The following is a 17,543-nucleotide window of genomic DNA, read 5'->3' as shown; positions in this document are numbered from 1 at the left end:
CTGGCTTCCTGTTCTCCGCCCTCGGCTCCTCCCGGCGGTCTTGTGGTGGTGTTCACTGCTTCGCCCTCCCTTCCTGCTTTACAAGTGATCTGTCCCCTTGGCCGCTCGTGTGCTCGCTGCACCGGGCGACTTTTTTCACATTGGCTTCAAGTTCCATCCAGTCAAGAGATATTTTTGCGGCCCGTAAGATTTCAGGCTCGGCATACTGTTCACCCAACAGGCTTCTTATAACGCCAGTCCCAAATCGTCCAGCCCCCACACGTCCACGGGAGGCACATTTCTCTTTGTTGGCGTTTATTAGAGCCGCTGCACGCTTTGCAACGTCTTCTTCATCAGACGTTCCAGCAGGTCTAGTTGATATAAGTCTAGTATCAGTATAGCTAGTATTAGTATAGATGGGGTTCAATTTTTGTACCTTGTTGGGTTCACTTTCTGAACCTAAAAGGTTCAATTTTTGTACCTTACTGGGTTCACTTTCTGAACCTAAAGAAGATTCAGAAAGATAGATACTTGATGGTTGCCGGTGCTTCTTCTTCCGCACAATAAGGCCGATTCCTTCTAGCTTGTCGAGTGCCTTTATTGCTGTTGCCTTCTCACACCCGATTGCAAGCATGATAGATTTTATTGTAAAAACAGCAAACGGCTTTCCGTCTTCATCACATTTTCCGGTCGACTTTGAAAGTTCACACCGATCTGCAATAAGTGAATATAAGATTTTTTCGTTTCCTGATAGCCCGGACAAATAAGGTTCTTCCAGCAACCAACGCGGGAACTTTACGAAACCTGTTCCCATATCGGTTTACCCGTGACGGCTTTCCAGTTCCGCCGGGTCGTCGCCCTCGTTGAAGTAGGCGGCAAGGCTGTCCAAATTGACCAACCAGCGGTTGCCAACACAGACAAAGCGCACCTTGCCAGCGCGGCAGAGATTCCGCAAGAAGTATTCAGAGATGCCGAACTTGGCGGCAGCGTCCTTCACCGTTGCCATAGTCGGATATTGCACCGTATTACTCATTGCATCCACCTCCGTTTAGCTGCTTTTTGCTTTCTCGGTCAAGTTCTTCATTCAGAAGCGGAACATTGACCAAAAATTTCTTTCCGCACCAAATGCCGGGAAGCTTTCCCTGTTTGTGCATTTTTCTCAGCCTCGACTCTGTCAAGAAACCACTCTCGGCTAGTTTTCGTATCGGCACAAACTTTTCTGCTTCAGTCAATTTTTATCATCTCCTGTTGTTGATTTTTGTTTTGTGCTATGCTATTATTGTGTCACAAAATGTGAATTTTGTAAATTGCATCTTTTTTGCAATGTTATCGCAATTAACATAGTTCGAGCTTGCATAGTTGGTCTGAAAGTGGTCGAAAATGAATAAAAAATCTAAAACAGCCGAAAAACCAGATGAATTGTTGTCAAAGAAGCGCGGCAGGCGGGTGAAAATTGCAATAGGCCGCACCGGAAAAAATCAAAAAGATTTTGCTCTTGAAGTTCTCCATACATCACAACAACACCTTTCTTGTATCGTCACCGGAAAGCACAATCTTACAAGGGACAACGCGGAACGCATAGCCACGGCAGCGGATGTTCGCGTTGAATGGTTATGGTGTGAAGATGATTTTATGACCACAGAAGAAATTGAAGAAACCGTAAGAAAAGCTCAGGAAAAGGCAGAATGGAGTGCTTTTGATTTTTCGTCAAAAGTTCTCGCCGTCAATTATGCGCTCGAAACGGCAACATTTCAAAAGCTGGATTTTGAAGCAGGCTGTGCAAGCGTTACTATTTCCTCCGAAAAGCGTTTGTTACTGAAAAAAGAGGTTCAGGACTATGCCGATTATCTGATAAGAAAGCTTATTGAGGAGGCGCTAAAGAATGGCTCAGATCGTGAAGCGAAAGAATAAAAACGGCTCCACTTCCTACCTGTTCCGGGTGTCTACCGGGTATGATCGGAACGGCAAGCAGGTCACAACGTCCCGCACCTTCACCCCTCCGCCCACCTTGACCGGGCTCAAGCTGGAAAAGGAAGTGCGCCGCCGGGCAGATGAGTTTGAACGGGAAGTGCATAACGGTCTTGCTCTCGATGCAGATATGAAGCTGGATGACCTGATAGACCGCTGGTTTTCGGAGTACATCGACAAAAAGTGTAAGCCCAAAACCGGGGTAGAATATCGGTATCTTAGGCCGCGTATCTCTGCGGCGCTGGGTCACATGAGGGTAAACCAGATAAGACCCTCGCACCTGATGGCCTTTTATTCCAGTTTGGAAGAGGCGGGAGCGCGGCGGGATTCTGTATATCTGGCAACGCCTGCCCTCCTCAAGGAGCTGCCACGCGGTAAGCGGCAAGAGACCGCAAAGGCTGCGGGTGTAGGTGGGCGCACAATGACCTGTGTTTGCAACGGAACGCCGGTAAGCCGGGCCTCAGCTGAGAAGGTAGCCCGCGCCGCCGGGGTGATCTTCTCCAAAGCATTCACCGAACAGGCCAAAGAGGGCGGCAAACTCAACGGGAACACAGTGCAGCACTATCACCGGATGTTGTCCAGCGTCTTCACAAAGGCTGTGCAATGGGGCATTGTGGAGGATAACCCGGTAAAGCGGGCAGAACCGCCAAAGGGAGAAGCTGTTGAAGTGTCCTATCTGGAAGAGGCCGACGCCGCGCGGCTGCTGGCTGCGCTGCATGATGTTCCGCCACAGTACAGCGCTATGGTGCAGCTTGGTTTGTTCACAGGGATGCGCCGGGGCGAGATTTGCGGCCTGCGCTGGTCTGATATTGATTTCAATGCTTCCACCATCTCCGTAAACCGCACAGTGGAATACATCCCGCACGAGGGGCTTATCTTCACCGCACCAAAAACCAAAGCGTCAAACCGTACATTCAAGGTAGGTGCAAACTGTATGGATATGCTGAGGGAGTACCAGCTCTATCAAAAGGCGGAACGGCTGCGCGTTGGGTCGATGTGGGCGCGTACTGTGCAGGTGGAGAACGGAAAGACGGTGCAAAATGACCTGTTGTTTACCAGCTGGGACGGAACACCCTTTGATCTGGAAAGATTGACAACATGGTTCCCGCACTTCCTGCGGGCGCATGATCTCCCGGCGGTGCACTTCCACAGCCTGCGGCACACTTACGCAAGCCTGATGATAGCCGCCCACGTTCCCATCACAACGGTTTCGGGCCGTCTGGGCCACGCTCAGACCTCCACCACCACGGATATTTACGCGGGGTTCATCCGCACAGCAGACGCGGCAGCGTCGGACGCAATGGAAATTGTTTTTGACAACATCCGCGAAAAGAGCCGGGCATAAAAAGAGCGGGCAAAAGCCGCTGTATAATACCTCTGTCCGCTTTATCGCACTGCTGTTTTGTGCGTTATTTGTGCGTTATTCATCCAAAATGAAACAAAATCAAAGAGAATCGCTTTGAATAAATATGACGGTGATTCAACATAAAATAAGACGATTTGCAACCATTCAATCCGATTTTGGGCATATTTGGGAGCAGGAGGCCGCGAGTTCGAGTCTCGCCACTCCGATAGAAGAAAAAGCCACGATGGGACATCCATCGTGGCTTTCTTTCATCCACACAGGAGGTTTCTTATGATCCGTGACATCTGCAAAGACGAGCTTTTCCTCACCCGGAAAGCTGCACCCGCACTGCCGGAAGACCTGCCCATCGCGCAGGACCTGCTGGAAACGCTCATCGCCCACAAAGACAGCTGCGTCGGCATGGCCGCGAACATGATAGGCGTCGCTAAGCGCATCATCGCGTTCGAGAGCGAGGACGGCTATCTCGTCATGTTCAACCCTGTCATCCTCAAAAAGTCCGGGCCGTACGAAACGGAGGAGGGCTGTCTCTCCCTCACCGGCACCCGGAAGGCCAAACGGTTCCAGACCATCAAGGTGCAGTGGCAGAACGAAACGTTCCAGCCCCGCATCAAGACCTTCTCAGGCTGGACAGCAGAGATCATCCAGCACGAGCTCGACCACTGCGACGGCATCCTTATTTGACACGACTGGCACGACAAAAGCCCTGCGGCACGCCGCAGGGCTTTTCTGCTGTCTGATTTACTTAGGCTGACGGCCGATGTAGGCGAGGATGCCGCCGTCGGCGTACAAGATCTGACCATTCACAAAGTCGGAGGCGTGGGAGGCCAGGAAGACGCAGGGGCCGACCATATCTTCCGGGTCGCCCCAGCGTCCCGCCGGGGTCTTGGCGGTGATGAACTGGTCGAAGGGGTGACGGCTTCCGTCGGGCTGGACCTCACGCAGCGGGGCGGTCTGGGCGGTGGCGATATAGCCCGGGCCCATGCCGTTGCACTGGATGTTGTACTCCCCGTACTCGGAGGCGATGTTCTTGGTCAGCATCTTGAGGGCGCCCTTTGCGGCGGCGTAGGCGGAGACGGTCTCGCGGCCCAGCTCGCTCATCATGGAGCAGATGTTGATGATCTTGCCCTCGCGCTTTTCCATCATGTCGGGCAGGACAGCCTTGGAGCAGTTGAACGCACCGCCCACATGGACGTCGATGACCCGCATGAAGTCGGCGTGGCTCATCTCGACCATCGGCACCCGCTTCATCAGGCCGGCATTGTTGACCAGAATGTCCACCGGGCCGACCTCGGCCTTGATCTTTGCCACCATCGCGTTGACGGCGTCCTCGTCGGAGACGTCTGCGGCATAGCCGTGAGCGTCAATGCCGGCAGCTTTATAAGCAGCCATGCCCTTCTCAAGGCTGGCCTCGGAAGAGCAGTTGAAGCAGATGGTGGCACCGCACTTGGCCATACCCTCTGCGATGGAGAAGCCGATGCCGTGCGCACCGCCGGTGATGAGGGCGACCTTGCCCTTCAAATCGAAAGCCGATAGATCCATTGTATTCCTCCGTCAAAGTTAAATATTTAGCAAAACGCCCCGCATCGGTCTCCCGATGCGGGGCGTTGTATGGTGTACTTGTTTAGCGCAGGTCGGTGGTAGCGATGTTGTCCATGTCGTCAAACTCCATGTTCTCGCCGCCCATTGCCCAGATAAAGGTGTAATTGGAAGTGCCTACGCCGCTGTGGATGCTCCAGGAGGGGCTGATGACAGCGTCCTCGTTGTGCATCACGATGTGGCGGGTCTGCGTGGGCTCGCCGCACATGTGGAACACCACCTGCCCCTCGGGCAGTTCAAAGTAGGTGTAGATCTCCATCCGGCGCTCATGCGTGTGGCTGGGCATGGTGTTCCAGTTGGAGCCGGGCTCCAGCTCGGTCATGCCCATGCTCAGCTGGCAGGTCTTGAGCACGTCGGGGTGGATGAACTGATTGATGGTGCGCTTATTGCAGGTCTCGACGCTGCCCAGAGGACGGTGATTTGCATCAGCCATCTTGATGAGGCGGGTCTCGTAAGAGCAATGTGCCGGAGCGGAGACCATATAGAACTTTGCCGGATGCTCGGGGTCTGCGGAAGCAAAAGTAACTTCCTTGGTCCCCTGGGTGATATACAGGCAGTCCTTATAGCCCAACTCGTACTTCACACCGTCGGCCACCACGATGCCCGTGGAGTCCTTGCCGATGTTGAACATACCGATCTCGCGGCGCTCGAGGAAATAGTGGGTGCCAAAGTTGGCCCAGACGTCGATGCCCTTGTCGATGGAGACCGTCTCGTGGACAGGCATACAGCCCAGCGTGACCATGCGGTCCACATGGCTGTAGACAGCCACGACTTCATCCGCCTTGTACAGGCCGGTAATGAGCATCTCGTCGCGCATCTCCTCGGTGGTGTAGCGCTTGAAGTCTTTCTGGTTGCAGGAATAACGGATATCCATCGCGGATCTCCTTTCCTGCTTAGCGCTGGATACGGCCGGAACCGTCGCCGCCAGCCAGCTTCTCGACCTCGGAGACAGTCATCATGTTGTAGTCGCCCTCGATGGTGTGCTTCAGAGCAGAAGCAGCAACAGCGAACTCAACAGCATCCTGAGTGCTCTTGCCGTTCAGCAGAGCGTAGATCAGGCCGCCGCCGAAGGAGTCACCGCCGCCAACGCGGTCGATGATCTTCAGCTCGTACTTCTTGGAGAAGCAGTACTCGTTGGAAGCGACATCGTACAGCATAGCGCTCCAGCCGTTCTCGGAAGCGTTGTGGCTCTCACGCAGGGTGATAGCGACCTTCTCGAAGTGGAACTTGTCAGCCAGCTGCTTGGCGACGCTCTTGTAGCCCTCAGCGTTCAGCTTGCCGCCGTAGATGTCGGTAGCCTCAGCCTCGATGCCGAACACGTCCTTAGCGTCCTCCTCGTTGGAGATGCAGACGTCAACGTACTCGCACAGCTTGGTCATAGCCTCACGAGCCTGGTCACGGGTCCACAGCTTGCCGCGGTAGTTCAGGTCGCAGCTGATCTTCACGCCGTGAGCCTTAGCAGCCTTGCAGGCCTCCAGGCAGATCTCGACGACATTTGCGCCCAGAGCCGGGGTGATGCCGGTGAAGTGGAACCAATCGACACCCTCGAAGATCTTATCCCAGTCGAAATCGGAAGGCTGAGCCAGCTGGATCGCGCTGTTGGCACGGTCGTAGATGCAGACAGAGCCGCGCTGAGAAGCGCCCTTCTCGTTGTAGTAGATGCCGACACGGTCACCGCCGCGGGTGATCATGCTGGTATCGACGCCGTAGCGGCGCAGGCTGTTGACAGCGGCCTGGCCGATCGCGTGTGCGGGGAGCTTAGTGACGAAAGCTGCGTCCAGGCCGTAGTTAGCCAGAGAGACAGCGACGTTGGCCTCGCCGCCGCCGAAGGTGAACTCCAGGCTGTTGGCCTGAACGAAGCGCTCGTAGTTGAAGGGCTGCAGACGAACCATCAGCTCGCCAAAGGTAACGACTTTCATAGTGTTTCTCCTTTATGTTTGTATCATCGGATCATCCCGCCGCGGCGGGTCTTGACGGAAAATTCAGGCTCAGGCCTGGACCAGGTGGAATGCGAAGCCGGCGATCTCGCCCTCCATGTAGCAGGCGACGGTCTTGCCGTTCTTGACATTCTTGCTGTCGAGGTCGAACTTCACGCCGCGCTGAGACAGGTGGTAGATCGCGCGATCGACGTTGTTGCAGCCGATGGCGATGTGGCCGTTGGTGCCGCGGCCCGGCTTCTTCATGATCTCGAACTCCTTGTTGCCCACGAAGATGCTGGAGTTGCCCGGAGTCACCTTCATGTTCAGCATGGTGGAGATGATGCCTGCGATCTTGGCAGCCTCTTCCTCGTTGCCGGTGTTGATGCCGACGTGGATGAGGTGCAGGCCCAGCATGGTGTCAACAGCTTCCTTGCTCTGAGCGGTGATCTTTGCCCAGTCGCCGGCCTTGATGACGTCGCTCTTGCACATCCAGGTGCCGCCGACAGCGAAGATCTGGTCATAGCCCAGGTAGTCGTTGACGTTCTTGGCGTTGACGCCGCCGGTGCACATCCAGCGAGCACCCTTCAGGGCAGCGCCGATGTTCTTCAGCATCCCAACACCGCCGTTTGCCTCAGCGGGGAAGAACTTCAGAGCCTCGCAGCCCATGTTCATAGCCTGCTGCATCTCGCCTGCGGAAGCGGTGCCGGGCATCATGATGCCGCCCTTGTCGATGACGTGCTTGCAGACCTCGGGATCGAAGCCGGGAGCAACGATGAAGGAAGCACCGGCAGCCATAGCGCGGTCAGCCTGCTCGCAGGTCAGGACAGTGCCGGCACCCAGCAGCATCTCGGGCATCTCTTCGTGGATCTTGCGGATGCACTCCTCAGCACAAGCGGTGCGGAAGGTGACCTCAGCTGCGGGCAGACCGCCCTCAGACAGAGCCTTGCACAGGGGCAGGGCCTCGTCTACGCTGTTAAAAGCAATAACAGGGATAATGCCGATCTGATAGACCTTTTCTACGATGGGATTCATAACGCATTTCTCCTTTTTAACATTTGCATGAACTCCTGCGGCTGAGGGCCCCAATGGGCATACCTTCCCCACCGCACATTCGTATCTTTAGTATAAACGAGAGCGGGCCGTTTGGTAATGCTCAACAAGCACAATGTTTTGCATAAGAGCTTGTATACATTGCACAAAAACGCCGAAGCTGTGCTTCTCAGAGCCCCAGACGGGCAAAGATCTCGGCCACACCGTCGTGGTCGTTGTCGTTTTCGCTGACGATGTCGGCCAATTTTCGGATGTGCTCCATGCCGTTTGCCATCACGGCGGCGACACCTGCCTTTTCCAGCATGGCGCGGTCATTCTCGCTGTCGCCCACAGCCAGCGTGGCTTCGCGGGGGATGCCCAGATGGTCGGCCAGCGCCAGCAGACTTTCGCCCTTGTTTACTCCGGCGGCGGTGACCTCGATGTTGTCGGGCGCCCCCTGCACCACCTCGACGCCCTCGATGGCCGTAAAGCGGGGCAGATACTGCTGCGCCTCTTTCACCGAGTGGAAGAACATGCAGAACTTCTCCACCTCGTGGGCGTGGCGGCTCATCCACTCGCTCTGGTCCCGCAGGATGGTGAAGCGTCCATCGTTGGGCTGGATGGCCTCTGTCCCCTTCACCGCCGCCAGACGGGCGAACCGCTCGTCGAAAAAGTGCTGCTGCACCGTGTCGCGGAGAGCGCGCCCGTCGCTGAAGATGTTCAGCCCGCCGGGCAGGCCGTGGAATGCCTCGTAGACCTCCCGGGCCTTTTCCACCGGGAAGCACCGCCGGACGATGCACTCCGGCTGGCTCGTCTCATGCTCTGCGGCGTTGGCATACCGGCTGTAGACGCAGCCCAGCGGGTCGCCGCCGAGATCCCAGACCGCCGCGCCGTTGGAGGTGAGAGCATAATGTACCCAGGGCTGTTTCGCCACCACCGGCGGCAGGCTGGCCAGCGGGCGGCCTGTAGCCGGGATGACCACGACGCCCCGATCGGACGCCTCGGACAGCACCTTCTGCGTGCAGGGCGAGACTTCGCCGTTGCTGTTGAGCAGGGTGCCGTCCAGATCGAGGGCCGCAAGAAGGATGGGGTGAGATGAAGTAGACATGAAAGCTCCTTTGCGCTTGTAAGTACACGTTTTCTGCCCCAGCGGGACAGGCTGTCTTTATTTTATAACAGCAAATGGATTTGCGCAAGTCGGCCAAGTATGGTAAAATGTATCATCGTATGATAAAAACAAGGAGATCTCCATGAAAACTTCTCTTCTTCACGCACGGCCCCACCTGTGGTATCAGCTGTACTGGGTGGTCTACCTCATCTGGTTCTTCTGGCTGGACCTCACCGTCACCGACCCGAACTATATCATCCACAGCCCGCTGGACGATTTCATCCCCTTCAACGAGTGGTTCATCTTTCCCTACGGCAGCTGGTTCTTCCTGCTGGCGGGCGTCACGGCACTGCTCTGGTGGTTCGACACCGCCAGCTATGATAAGCTCTGCCTCATGATGTTCTCAGGCATGACCTTCTGCCTCATCCTCTATATGGTGCTGCCCAACGGCCTCGACATCCGCCCCACGGTGGAAGAGGTGGGCCGCAGCAACATCGCCATGACCCTGATGCAGCTCATCTGGAAAGCCGACGCCTCAGTAAACGTCTGCCCCTCCATCCACTGCCAGAGTTCTGCCTGCATGGCCATCGCCTTCTCGGGCAGCACACTGGCGAAAGACCGCCCGTGGCTCAAAGTTCTGGCCTTCGGCTGGGCGGCGCTCATCTGCGCGTCCACCGTCTTTACCAAGCAGCACTCCATCATCGATGTCTTCTGCGGGCTGGCCGTGGCATTCATCTGGGTGCCAGTGCTCTATCTCCGCCCCCGGAAGCGTTGAACTTTTTGGTAAAATATACAGTTTTTTATTGCCGCTGCTCTTGACGGCGCAGATGCCCGCGGGTACAATGGTGGTAGCTGATATATCACATTTCCGGGCATTGCCCGTTTCAGAAGGAGCGTGACTGCAATGGCATCACGAAGCGCACGGGAGGTCGCCTATGAGACCATCCGCAGCCGCATCATCACCATGGACCTCAAGCCCGGCGATGAGCTGAACGACCGGGAGCTGGCCCAGGAGCTGGGCATCAGCCGCACCCCCATGCGGGAAGCCCTCATCATGCTGAACATCGCCCACATGGTGGTCATCAAGCCCCAGAGCGGCACCCATGTGGCCCCCATCGACCTCAAGCTGATGGAGATGGAGCAGTTCGCCCGCTTCACGCTGGAAAAAGAGATTTTGAACCGCATCCGGGGCCGTCTGACTGCCGAGCAGGAAGCCGCCTACCGGCTCAACCTCGAGAGCTACCGCCAGCTGGAGCGCGACCCCGACGCCGAAAACCGGGAGACCCGGATGCTGGACCTCGACAACGCCTTCCACCGCCGGGCCTTTGAGCTCTGCGGCATGGAGGAGCACTTCGACCATATGCTCTCCACCTTCCAGCACATCGAGCGGCTGCGCAAGTTCAGCCTGCAGACCGAGGAGAACAAGTCCGTCTGCGCGGCCCACACCCGCATCCTCGAAGCCGTCCTGCGCGGCTCCGAAGAAGACCTCAGCCGCGCCCTCAGCGACCACCTCAACCGCTATAAGCTCTCGGTGGAGCAGGCCCGCCAGCGCCACCCCGAGTATTTCACGGAGGGGACGGTCCGCCCGGTGGACTACCACATCTGAATCCGGCACAACACAAAAACGCCGCACAGCGTCTCAAAATCGCTGTGCGGCGTTTTCTTATGCATTATGGTTCAGAAGCTCAGACCTTTTCGATGGTGATGCTCCACTCGCTGGTCATGGCCTCATCGACGTCCAGCACCTCGTGCTTGCCCTCTTCGTTGACGCTGTTGGCCCAGCCGTTCCAGGGCTCCATGCAGACGAAGTTCTCGGCATCCTGCTGCCAGAGCACGCCCTTGTCGAAGGTCTCATCGGCATCCACAGTGACCTTGTGGCCGTTGCCCTTGTCGGTGAAGGTCATGGGGAACTGAACACCGGTCAGCAGGCGGATGGTGTTGTCTGCGCCCTCCTTGCGGGTGAGGGTGATCTTCTCGGGAGCGGCGGGCTGCTCACCCTTGGCATTCTCGGAGCAGGTGGCGCACTTGATGTCAAAGTCCACGTTCTCCAGAGCGGAAGCCATGAAATAGGGGGGGTAGCCGAAGCTGAAGGGCATCGGCTTGTCGCCCTCGTTGATGACGGTCAGGCTGATGGCGGCCTTGTTGCCCTCGAGGTTGTAGTTCACCAACAGGGTGAAGTCGAACGGGTAGAGGAACTTGGTCAGCGGGGTGGATTCCAGAGCCAGCGTCACGCCGTCAGGGCCGACGCTCTCCACGTCCCATGCGCACAGGTCCGCAAAGCCGTGGGTCTCCATGGGGTAAGCCTTGCCGTCAAAGTTGTGGACGCCGCCGTCGGGGTTGCCGCAGCTGGGGAAGAGCACCGGCACACCGAAGCGGGGGCGGTTGCACTCGGAAAAGTTGGGGCGGCGGGTCCAGATGTACTCGTCGCCGTCGAGGGTGAAGCCGGTGATCATGCCGCCGCGCTCGGGGGTGATGGTCAGGCTGGTCTTTGCGGCAGGGTCGGTGATGACGTACTGCTCATAGCATGCACCGTTCTCGGTGACGTACTGGGTGGTGATCTGGTTCATAAATTTCAGTCCTCCGTATGTTTCTGGTTTTTCTGGTATTCCACCAGTTTTTCAAAATAGTAATCAATGCCGTAGCGGATGAAATATTTGATCAGCCGCACCGCACCGTAGAGCAGCGCTGCATAGATCAGCAGAGAAAACAATACTGCGCCATTTGCACCCATCATATAAAACACTTCCTTTCCGTTTTCATGCACAAAAAGGCCGCCGTATCGCAAAAAGTGCGTACAGCAGCCTTTATTTTGGTCACAAAGATACACTCCAGACCCTTTCAAAGGCGGCTGTTTTGTGACACGCGATTCGCGGCTGTTGCCAACGTATTAAAAATACGCGAATCGCAGTTAGAGCACGACGCCGTCCTTGAAGATGGAGATCTCGCGGAAGCCGTGCTTCTCGGCCTTGGTCTGCTCACCGCTGGCAACGCGGATGACCAGATCCAGCAGGTCCTTTGCGGCCTCGTCGATGGTCTTTTCGCCGTCTGCGATGACGCCGGTGTTGAAGTCGATCCAGCCCGCCTTCTTCTCTGCCAGCGGGGTGTTGGTAGAGATCTTCAGGGTGGGAGCCGGAGCGGAGAACGGCGTGCCGCGGCCAGTGGAAAAGAGGATGAGGTGTGCGCCTGCGGCGGTCATGGCAGTGGCGGACACGAGGTCATTGCCGGGGCCGTAGAGCATATTCAGGCCCTTGGTGACGACGGGGTCGCCGTAGCCGATGACGTCCATGATGGGGGCGGTGCCGCCCTTCTGGACGCAGCCGCAGCTCTTGTCTTCCAGCGTGGTGATGCCGCCCTGCTTGTTGCCCGGAGAGGGATTGTCGTAGACGACCTCATTGTGGCTGATGAAGTACTCCTTGAAGCCGTTGATCATCTGCTCGGCCTTGACGAAGACATCGCGGTCGATGCAGCGGTCCATCAGGAAGCCCTCGGCGCCGAACATCTCCGGCACTTCGGTCAGGACGGTGGAGCCGCCCCGCTGGCCCATCATATCGGAGAAGCGGCCGATGGTGGGGTTGGCAGTGATGCCGGACAGGCCGTCCGAGCCGCCGCACTTCATGCCGACCACCAGCTCACTCACGGGGATGGGCTCACGCTTGAACTGGCCGGCGTAAGCGGCCAGCTCCTTCAGGATGTCGCGGGCAGCGGTGAACTCGTCGTCCACGTCCTGGCAGGTCAGGAACTTCACACGGTCGTGGTCATACTCGCCCAGCTCTGCGAGGAACTGCTCATGGGTCAGGTTCTCGCAGCCCAGAGACAGCACCAGAACGGCAGCGGCATTGGGGTGGCGGACCAGAGCGGCCAGCAGCTTGCGGGTCTGCGCATGGTCATGACCGGTCTGGCTGCAGCCGAAGGGGTGGGTGAAGGTGTAGAGGCCCTCGACGGTGCCGGTGACGAGGTCCTGATTGTCGGCCACCATCTTCTTGGCGATGTCGTTGACACAGCCGACGGTGGGGATGATCCAGATCTCGTTGCGGATGGCGGCGCGGCCATCCTTACGGCGGAAGCCCATGAAGGTCTCCGGCTCCACCTTGGGCAGCGGGGCCAGATCAGGGGCGGGGTTATAGCTGTATTCCACCTCACCGGAGAGGTTGGTATGGACATTGTGGGTGTGCATCCAGGTACCCGGCTCAGCGTCGGCGGTGGCGTGGCCGATGGGGAAGCCGTACTTGATGACGTTCTCGCCGTTCTTGATGGGCTTGACGGCCATCTTGTGGCCCTGAGGGATGTCCTCCAGCGCGGTAACGGCAAGGCCGTCCACCTCGACGAGGGTACCCTTGGCAATGGGATGCAGAGCGACAACGACGTTGTCGATGGGACTGATATGGATCGCCTGCGGCATAGTTTTTCTCCTACTCTTTTATAAGACAAAAGGTATAAGCCAAAAGGGCTGCTGCCCAAAGCAGCAGCCCTTTTGTGCAAATTTTCAGCTTACAGGCAGCTCTTGTAAGCAGCCTCGGCGCCCTCGGTGCGGATGAGTTCCAGATCTGCCAGAACAGCGGCCTCGAGGCCCTCGATCCTGGTCAGATCCTGATCCCACATCTGGGTGTTGGTCAGAACGGCGTTCACCAGCTGGGCAGCGGTGTCGTCCTTGTGTGCATAGTAGAAGTCCAGAGCCCATGCGTCATCCTGGATCTTGTAGGTGTTGCCTGCCGGGCGCTTGCAGATGAGGCCGTCAGCAGTGCGCTCCTGAATGTCGTTGGAGTAGAAAGCGATGTAAGCAGCCAGAGACATGGTCAGGCACTTGGGCAGCTTCTTCTGCTCCTCGATATAAGTCAGGAAGGAAGGCATGTTGCGGGCCTTCCACTTGGAGGTGGAGTTCAGGGAGATGCTCATCAGCTCGTGGTTGATGAACGGGTTGTTGAAGCGGTCCTGCACAGCAGAAGCGAACTCCTCGAGGTCCTTCTTGTCCAGAGGCAGGGTGGGGATGACTTCCTCGTGCAGCATCTTGTTCATGAAGCCGCGGATGGTGTCGTTGTGCATGCAGTCACGCACGATGTCGAAACCGGCCAGATATGCGCCCAGAACGAAACCGGTGTGAGCACCGTTCAGGATGCGGACCTTGCGCTTCTTGTAGGGGGTGACATCGGGGACGACCATGACGTTGACGCCGGCCTTCTTGAACGGCAGCTTGTCCTCCAGACCATCGGGGCCTTCGATGACCCAGACGCCGAAGACTTCGCCGACATCCAGAGCCTTATCGGTGTAGCCGTTGGCCTCTTCCAGAGCAGCCATCTCCTTCGGGTCACGGATGCGGCCCGGGACGATGCGGTCCACCAGAGTGGAGCAGAAGGTGTTGGCGTTGTTCATCCAGTCGATGAAGGCAGCGTCGAGGTCCCAGTCCTTCGCGTAGTTGTTGCAGCACTTCTGCAGCTCCTTGCCGTTGTTGTCGATGAGCTCGCAGGAGAGGATGACCAGACCCTTGTCAGCAGCGCCCTTGAAGGCGGTGTAGCGCTCGTAGAGCACGCGGGTCAGCTTTGCGGGGAAGCTGTTGGGAGGCACCTGGTCAAACTGGCTGTCACCCTGCGTGTAGGCGATGCCGGCCTCAGTGGTGTTGGAGACGACGATCTCCAGGTCCTCAGAGCGGGCCAGAGCCAGCACTTCGTCCCACTTGCCCTCGGAGTAGGGGCAGACGCAGTCATGCACACAGGAGATGACGCGCTTTGCATCGACCTTCTGGCCCTTCTCGCTGCCGCGCAGGTACAGGGTGTACAGACCCTCCTGCTCGTTGATCCAGTCCGCCATCTGGGGGAAGTTTGCGATGGGCTGAACCAGCTTGACCTTGCCGTTGTAGCCAGCCTTCTCGTTGGCAATATCAAAGAAGTAATCCACGAATGCGCGCAGGAAGTTGCCCTCGCCGAACTGCATCACCTTGACGGGTGCGTCCTTGAGGATATAACCGTTGTAGCCGGTGCTTTCCAGGACCTTGTAATTCAAAGTTTCCATTTGAGTGTCTCCTTTTATCAGCTTGCTTTGCCTTTCACGGGGGGCAGCCTGAGCCGCGCCCTTCTCTGCCTCTATTTTATGCTGTTGTATACAAATAAGTCAAGTGCTTCTCAACAGTTTTTTGCCGGAAACCGGGTCGTTTTTATAAAAACCAGCGAATTGTACAAGTCCGCACGAGATTTTTGGGCAGTTTTTCAGTTGTATACATCGGCATTTTCCGGTATACTAAAAGCAGGAATGGCCTGTTTGCACGGAACAGGCCGATCCCCTACTATAAGAATGTTTCAAACTGTCATGACCATTGAAAAAAGGAGTTCTGACCATGAAAGCATTTATGGATAAGGAGTTCATGCTCCAGTCGCCCACCGCACAGCACCTGTACCACGCTTACGCTGAGGATATGCCCATCTGTGACTATCACTGCCACATTCCTCCCCGTGAGATCTACGAGAACCGCCGCTTCGACAACATCGCTCAGGTCTGGCTGGGCGGCCGCAACCCGGACGGCAGCTACTTCGGCGACCACTACAAGTGGCGCGTCATGCGCTCCAACGGCGTGCCTGAGGAGTACATCACCGGCGACAAGCCTGACCGCGAGCGCTTCCAGAAGTTCGCTGAGGCTCTGCCCATGGCCATCGGCAACCCGATGTACCACTGGACCAATCTGGAGCTGCACACCTTCTTCGGCTACGACGGCGTGCTGAACGGCGACACTGCTGAGGAAGTCTGGAACCTGTGCAACGACAAGCTCCAGCACGACCCCAAGCTGACCGTCCGCGGCCTCATCGAGCAGAGCAACGTGGCCTTCATCGGCACCACCGATGACCCCATCGACAGCCTCGAGTGGCACAAGAAGATCAAGGAAGACCCCACCATCAAGTTCACCGTGGCTCCTTCCTTCCGCCCCGACAAGGTCCTCAACATCAACAAGCCCGGCTTTGCTGAGTACATGGGCAAGCTGGCCGCTGCGGTCGGCAAGGAGAAGCTGGCCTGCATCAACTGCGTCACCAGCGCTCTGACCGACCGCATCGAGTTCTTCGCCGAGATGGGCTGCCGCGCTTCCGACCACGGTCTGGACTACATCCCCTACCGTGAGGCCACCACGGAAGAGGTCAACGCCATCTACCAGAAGGTCATGGCCGGCGAGACCTGCACTCCGGAAGAGGCCGAGAAGTATCAGACCTACATCCTCATCCATCTGGGCAAGCAGTATCACCGCCTCGGTATCGCCATGCAGATCCACTACAACTGCCTGCGCGGCGTCAACCGCAAGATGAACACCCTGCTGGGACCCGACACCGGCTACGACATGATCAACACCGCTACCTGCGGCGGCCAGATCGCAGCCCTGCTGAGCGCCCTGAACGACACCGACGAGTGCCCCAAGACCATCATCTACAGCCTGAACCCCGGCGATGATGCTCAGATCGGCACCATCCTCGGCTGCTTCCAGAACAGCGAGATCCCGGGCAAGATCCAGCACGGCTCCGCATGGTGGTTCAATGACCACAAGATCGGCATGGAAGAGCAGATGTCCCGTCTGGCCAGCCTCGGCCTGCTGGGCAACTTCGTCGGTATGCTGACCGACAGCCGCAGCTTCCTGAGCTACACCCGCCACGATTACTTCCGCCGCATCCTCTGCAACCTCATCGGTCAGTGGGTCGAGGACGGCGAGTATCCCAACGACGAGAAGGCTCTGGAGAAGATCGTCCGCGGCATCTGCTTCGACAACGCAAAGCGCTACTTCAACCTGTAAATCAATCCCGAGGGGGCCGCTGCACATTCGTGCAGCGGCCCCCGTTTTTGCTGTCCTTCCGGAAAAAACAAACACCAAGGCCCGGGGTGTCTCCACCCCGGGCCTTGGCTGCATTTTCTATTGAAGAAATATAGAATTGCTCAGTTGTGCCAAAGGCTTACTTGTTCTCAACAGCCTTGCAGGTGACAACAGCCATGATCCAGTCAGTCGTGGTCTTGCCATCATCACTGGTGACGGTAAACTCCTTCATACTCAGCACGAACTCATCGCCGGCTTTAATATTATACTTGCCGGGGATCCTGACATACAGGGAATTAACAGCTTTATTCGTGCCGATCGTTACAGAACTGTTAGTCTCCGTCTTCAGAATCTCATTGGCGATTGCCTGAGCCTTGTTAGTCTCATTCTTACCCTCGGCTTCGAAGTAGGCGTACCAGACGTACTTGTCATTGTTGCCCTCCTTCAGAGCAGCTTTGATATTCTTTTTTGCGTTAGTCTCGAATTTGCCGTCATCAGTCGTTGCAGCCTCGATAGCCTTATTTGCCAGTTCTTCACTGCCGACCTCAACGGTAGCATTGGGGTTTGCTTCCTTCAGCATACCCTCCAGCATACCCTCCAGCTTGCCAGCAGCCTGACGAGAAGCGGTGCTTCCACAGCCGGTCAGAACAGACATTGCCATGACGCCGGTGAGGACGAGAGCCAGAAGTTTCTTTGCCATTTTCATGATTTTTTGCCTCCCACATGTTCAAATAAATTTCATGGGCCATCTGTCCCTTTCCGGTCGTCAGCCCACGACATTATCTGTTCTCTTATACACAT

At 56.9% G+C, this 17,543-nt stretch carries 19 protein-coding genes; 6 read left to right on the top strand and 13 right to left on the bottom strand.

Translation table 11 applies throughout. The annotated features are described in order from the left end of the window. Positions 1-52 precede the first annotated feature (52 nt). The 3 genes from F3G95_RS10670 to F3G95_RS10660 are packed head-to-tail and all read right to left on the bottom strand — an operon-like array spanning position 53 to position 1,211. Positions 53-793 carry a replication initiator protein A gene (locus F3G95_RS10670; RefSeq protein ID WP_149794915.1) on the bottom strand — a complete coding sequence of 247 codons (741 nt, stop codon included), beginning with the start codon at positions 791-793 and terminating at the stop codon, positions 53-55. Between the two features lie 6 nt (positions 794-799). Next, positions 800-1,012, bottom strand: a complete 213-nt coding sequence (locus F3G95_RS10665; protein WP_128117648.1) for a helix-turn-helix domain-containing protein — start codon at positions 1,010-1,012, stop codon at positions 800-802. Beyond that, positions 1,005-1,211, bottom strand: a complete 207-nt coding sequence (locus tag F3G95_RS10660) for a hypothetical protein (protein WP_149794914.1) — start codon at positions 1,209-1,211, stop codon at positions 1,005-1,007. Before F3G95_RS10660 ends, F3G95_RS10665 begins: the two co-directional genes overlap by 8 nt. 148 nt (positions 1,212-1,359) lie before the next feature. Here F3G95_RS10660 and F3G95_RS10655 point away from each other — a divergent pair, with 148 nt between their 5' ends. From F3G95_RS10655 to F3G95_RS10645, 3 genes are all read left to right on the top strand, one after another. Beyond that, on the top strand, positions 1,360-1,890 hold the full coding sequence (locus tag F3G95_RS10655; protein WP_128117650.1) for a helix-turn-helix transcriptional regulator: 531 nt from the start codon (positions 1,360-1,362) through the stop codon (positions 1,888-1,890). Continuing rightward, positions 1,862-3,292, top strand: a complete 1,431-nt coding sequence (locus F3G95_RS10650) for a site-specific integrase (protein ID WP_149794913.1) — start codon at positions 1,862-1,864, stop codon at positions 3,290-3,292. Before F3G95_RS10655 ends, F3G95_RS10650 begins: the two co-directional genes overlap by 29 nt. A gap of 291 nt (positions 3,293-3,583) precedes the next feature. Further along, positions 3,584-3,994: a peptide deformylase gene (locus F3G95_RS10645; protein ID WP_149794912.1), complete on the top strand. Its 411-nt coding sequence runs from the start codon at positions 3,584-3,586 to the stop codon at positions 3,992-3,994. 57 nt (positions 3,995-4,051) lie between these two features. On the opposite strand, the gene F3G95_RS10640 is transcribed toward F3G95_RS10645, so the two are convergent. From F3G95_RS10640 to F3G95_RS10620, 5 genes are all read right to left on the bottom strand, one after another. Next, positions 4,052-4,852 (bottom strand): gluconate 5-dehydrogenase, encoded by an 801-nt coding sequence (locus tag F3G95_RS10640; protein WP_149794911.1) that lies wholly within the window; start codon positions 4,850-4,852, stop codon positions 4,052-4,054. Positions 4,853-4,934: 82 nt separating this feature from the next. Next, the gene (kduI, locus tag F3G95_RS10635; RefSeq protein ID WP_149794910.1) at positions 4,935-5,783 is read right to left on the bottom strand and encodes a 5-dehydro-4-deoxy-D-glucuronate isomerase; all 849 of its coding nucleotides are present in this window, start codon (positions 5,781-5,783) and stop codon (positions 4,935-4,937) included. Positions 5,784-5,802: 19 nt separating this feature from the next. Continuing rightward, complete coding sequence (locus tag F3G95_RS10630; protein ID WP_149794909.1) at positions 5,803-6,828, bottom strand: sugar kinase; 1,026 nt, start codon at positions 6,826-6,828, stop codon at positions 5,803-5,805. 69 nt (positions 6,829-6,897) lie between these two features. Next, positions 6,898-7,860, bottom strand: a complete 963-nt coding sequence (gene eda / locus F3G95_RS10625; RefSeq protein ID WP_149794908.1) for a bifunctional 4-hydroxy-2-oxoglutarate aldolase/2-dehydro-3-deoxy-phosphogluconate aldolase — start codon at positions 7,858-7,860, stop codon at positions 6,898-6,900. 187 nt (positions 7,861-8,047) lie between these two features. Beyond that, positions 8,048-8,965: an HAD-IIB family hydrolase gene (locus F3G95_RS10620; protein WP_149794907.1), complete on the bottom strand. Its 918-nt coding sequence runs from the start codon at positions 8,963-8,965 to the stop codon at positions 8,048-8,050. A gap of 142 nt (positions 8,966-9,107) precedes the next feature. On the opposite strand from F3G95_RS10620, the gene F3G95_RS10615 reads away from it, so the two are divergent. Beyond that, positions 9,108-9,740, top strand: coding sequence for a phosphatase PAP2 family protein (locus tag F3G95_RS10615; RefSeq protein ID WP_149794906.1), 633 nt, complete (start codon positions 9,108-9,110; stop codon positions 9,738-9,740). Positions 9,741-9,869: 129 nt separating this feature from the next. Continuing rightward, on the top strand, positions 9,870-10,571 hold the full coding sequence (locus F3G95_RS10610; protein WP_149794905.1) for a GntR family transcriptional regulator: 702 nt from the start codon (positions 9,870-9,872) through the stop codon (positions 10,569-10,571). A 79-nt stretch (positions 10,572-10,650) separates the two neighbouring features. On the opposite strand, the gene F3G95_RS10605 is transcribed toward F3G95_RS10610, so the two are convergent. From F3G95_RS10605 to F3G95_RS10595, 4 genes are all read right to left on the bottom strand, one after another. After that, positions 10,651-11,532 (bottom strand): aldose epimerase, encoded by an 882-nt coding sequence (locus tag F3G95_RS10605; protein WP_149794904.1) that lies wholly within the window; start codon positions 11,530-11,532, stop codon positions 10,651-10,653. Positions 11,533-11,537: 5 nt separating this feature from the next. Then, a complete protein-coding gene (locus F3G95_RS13830) occupies positions 11,538-11,699 on the bottom strand; it encodes a hypothetical protein (RefSeq protein WP_015565286.1) in 162 nt (53 codons plus the stop codon). A gap of 174 nt (positions 11,700-11,873) precedes the next feature. Further along, on the bottom strand, positions 11,874-13,364 hold the full coding sequence (locus tag F3G95_RS10600; protein ID WP_149794903.1) for an altronate dehydratase family protein: 1,491 nt from the start codon (positions 13,362-13,364) through the stop codon (positions 11,874-11,876). 89 nt (positions 13,365-13,453) lie between these two features. Beyond that, a complete protein-coding gene (locus tag F3G95_RS10595) occupies positions 13,454-14,968 on the bottom strand; it encodes a tagaturonate reductase (protein WP_149794902.1) in 1,515 nt (504 codons plus the stop codon). Between the two features lie 322 nt (positions 14,969-15,290). Between F3G95_RS10595 and uxaC the strand changes: the two genes are divergently transcribed. Then, the gene (uxaC, locus tag F3G95_RS10590) at positions 15,291-16,724 is read left to right on the top strand and encodes a glucuronate isomerase (protein ID WP_149794901.1); all 1,434 of its coding nucleotides are present in this window, start codon (positions 15,291-15,293) and stop codon (positions 16,722-16,724) included. Positions 16,725-16,881: 157 nt separating this feature from the next. Here the strand turns inward: uxaC and F3G95_RS10585 are convergent, their stop codons facing one another. Then, positions 16,882-17,448, bottom strand: coding sequence for a hypothetical protein (locus F3G95_RS10585; RefSeq protein ID WP_149794900.1), 567 nt, complete (start codon positions 17,446-17,448; stop codon positions 16,882-16,884). Positions 17,449-17,543 lie beyond the last annotated feature (95 nt).

This window comes from Faecalibacterium sp. Marseille-P9312 (assembly GCF_902497445.1).
Lineage (GTDB): Bacteria > Bacillota > Clostridia > Oscillospirales > Ruminococcaceae > Faecalibacterium > Faecalibacterium longum.
Note: the sequence above shows the minus strand (reverse complement) of the source record. Positions and strands in the feature narration are given on the sequence as shown.

Coding starts and splice junctions, on each gene's coding strand:
- F3G95_RS10670 (WP_149794915.1), bottom strand. CDS start 793: ATGGGAACAGGTTTCGTAAAGTTCCCGCGTTGGTTGCTGGAAGAACCT.
- F3G95_RS10665 (WP_128117648.1), bottom strand. CDS start 1,012: ATGAGTAATACGGTGCAATATCCGACTATGGCAACGGTGAAGGACGCT.
- F3G95_RS10655 (WP_128117650.1), top strand. CDS start 1,360: ATGAATAAAAAATCTAAAACAGCCGAAAAACCAGATGAATTGTTGTCA.
- F3G95_RS10650 (WP_149794913.1), top strand. CDS start 1,862: ATGGCTCAGATCGTGAAGCGAAAGAATAAAAACGGCTCCACTTCCTAC.
- F3G95_RS10645 (WP_149794912.1), top strand. CDS start 3,584: ATGATCCGTGACATCTGCAAAGACGAGCTTTTCCTCACCCGGAAAGCT.
- F3G95_RS10640 (WP_149794911.1), bottom strand. CDS start 4,852: ATGGATCTATCGGCTTTCGATTTGAAGGGCAAGGTCGCCCTCATCACC.
- kduI (WP_149794910.1), bottom strand. CDS start 5,783: ATGGATATCCGTTATTCCTGCAACCAGAAAGACTTCAAGCGCTACACC.
- F3G95_RS10630 (WP_149794909.1), bottom strand. CDS start 6,828: ATGAAAGTCGTTACCTTTGGCGAGCTGATGGTTCGTCTGCAGCCCTTC.
- eda (WP_149794908.1), bottom strand. CDS start 7,860: ATGAATCCCATCGTAGAAAAGGTCTATCAGATCGGCATTATCCCTGTT.
- F3G95_RS10620 (WP_149794907.1), bottom strand. CDS start 8,965: ATGTCTACTTCATCTCACCCCATCCTTCTTGCGGCCCTCGATCTGGAC.
- F3G95_RS10615 (WP_149794906.1), top strand. CDS start 9,108: ATGAAAACTTCTCTTCTTCACGCACGGCCCCACCTGTGGTATCAGCTG.
- F3G95_RS10610 (WP_149794905.1), top strand. CDS start 9,870: ATGGCATCACGAAGCGCACGGGAGGTCGCCTATGAGACCATCCGCAGC.
- F3G95_RS10605 (WP_149794904.1), bottom strand. CDS start 11,532: ATGAACCAGATCACCACCCAGTACGTCACCGAGAACGGTGCATGCTAT.
- F3G95_RS13830 (WP_015565286.1), bottom strand. CDS start 11,699: ATGATGGGTGCAAATGGCGCAGTATTGTTTTCTCTGCTGATCTATGCA.
- F3G95_RS10600 (WP_149794903.1), bottom strand. CDS start 13,364: ATGCCGCAGGCGATCCATATCAGTCCCATCGACAACGTCGTTGTCGCT.
- F3G95_RS10595 (WP_149794902.1), bottom strand. CDS start 14,968: ATGGAAACTTTGAATTACAAGGTCCTGGAAAGCACCGGCTACAACGGT.
- uxaC (WP_149794901.1), top strand. CDS start 15,291: ATGAAAGCATTTATGGATAAGGAGTTCATGCTCCAGTCGCCCACCGCA.
- F3G95_RS10585 (WP_149794900.1), bottom strand. CDS start 17,448: ATGAAAATGGCAAAGAAACTTCTGGCTCTCGTCCTCACCGGCGTCATG.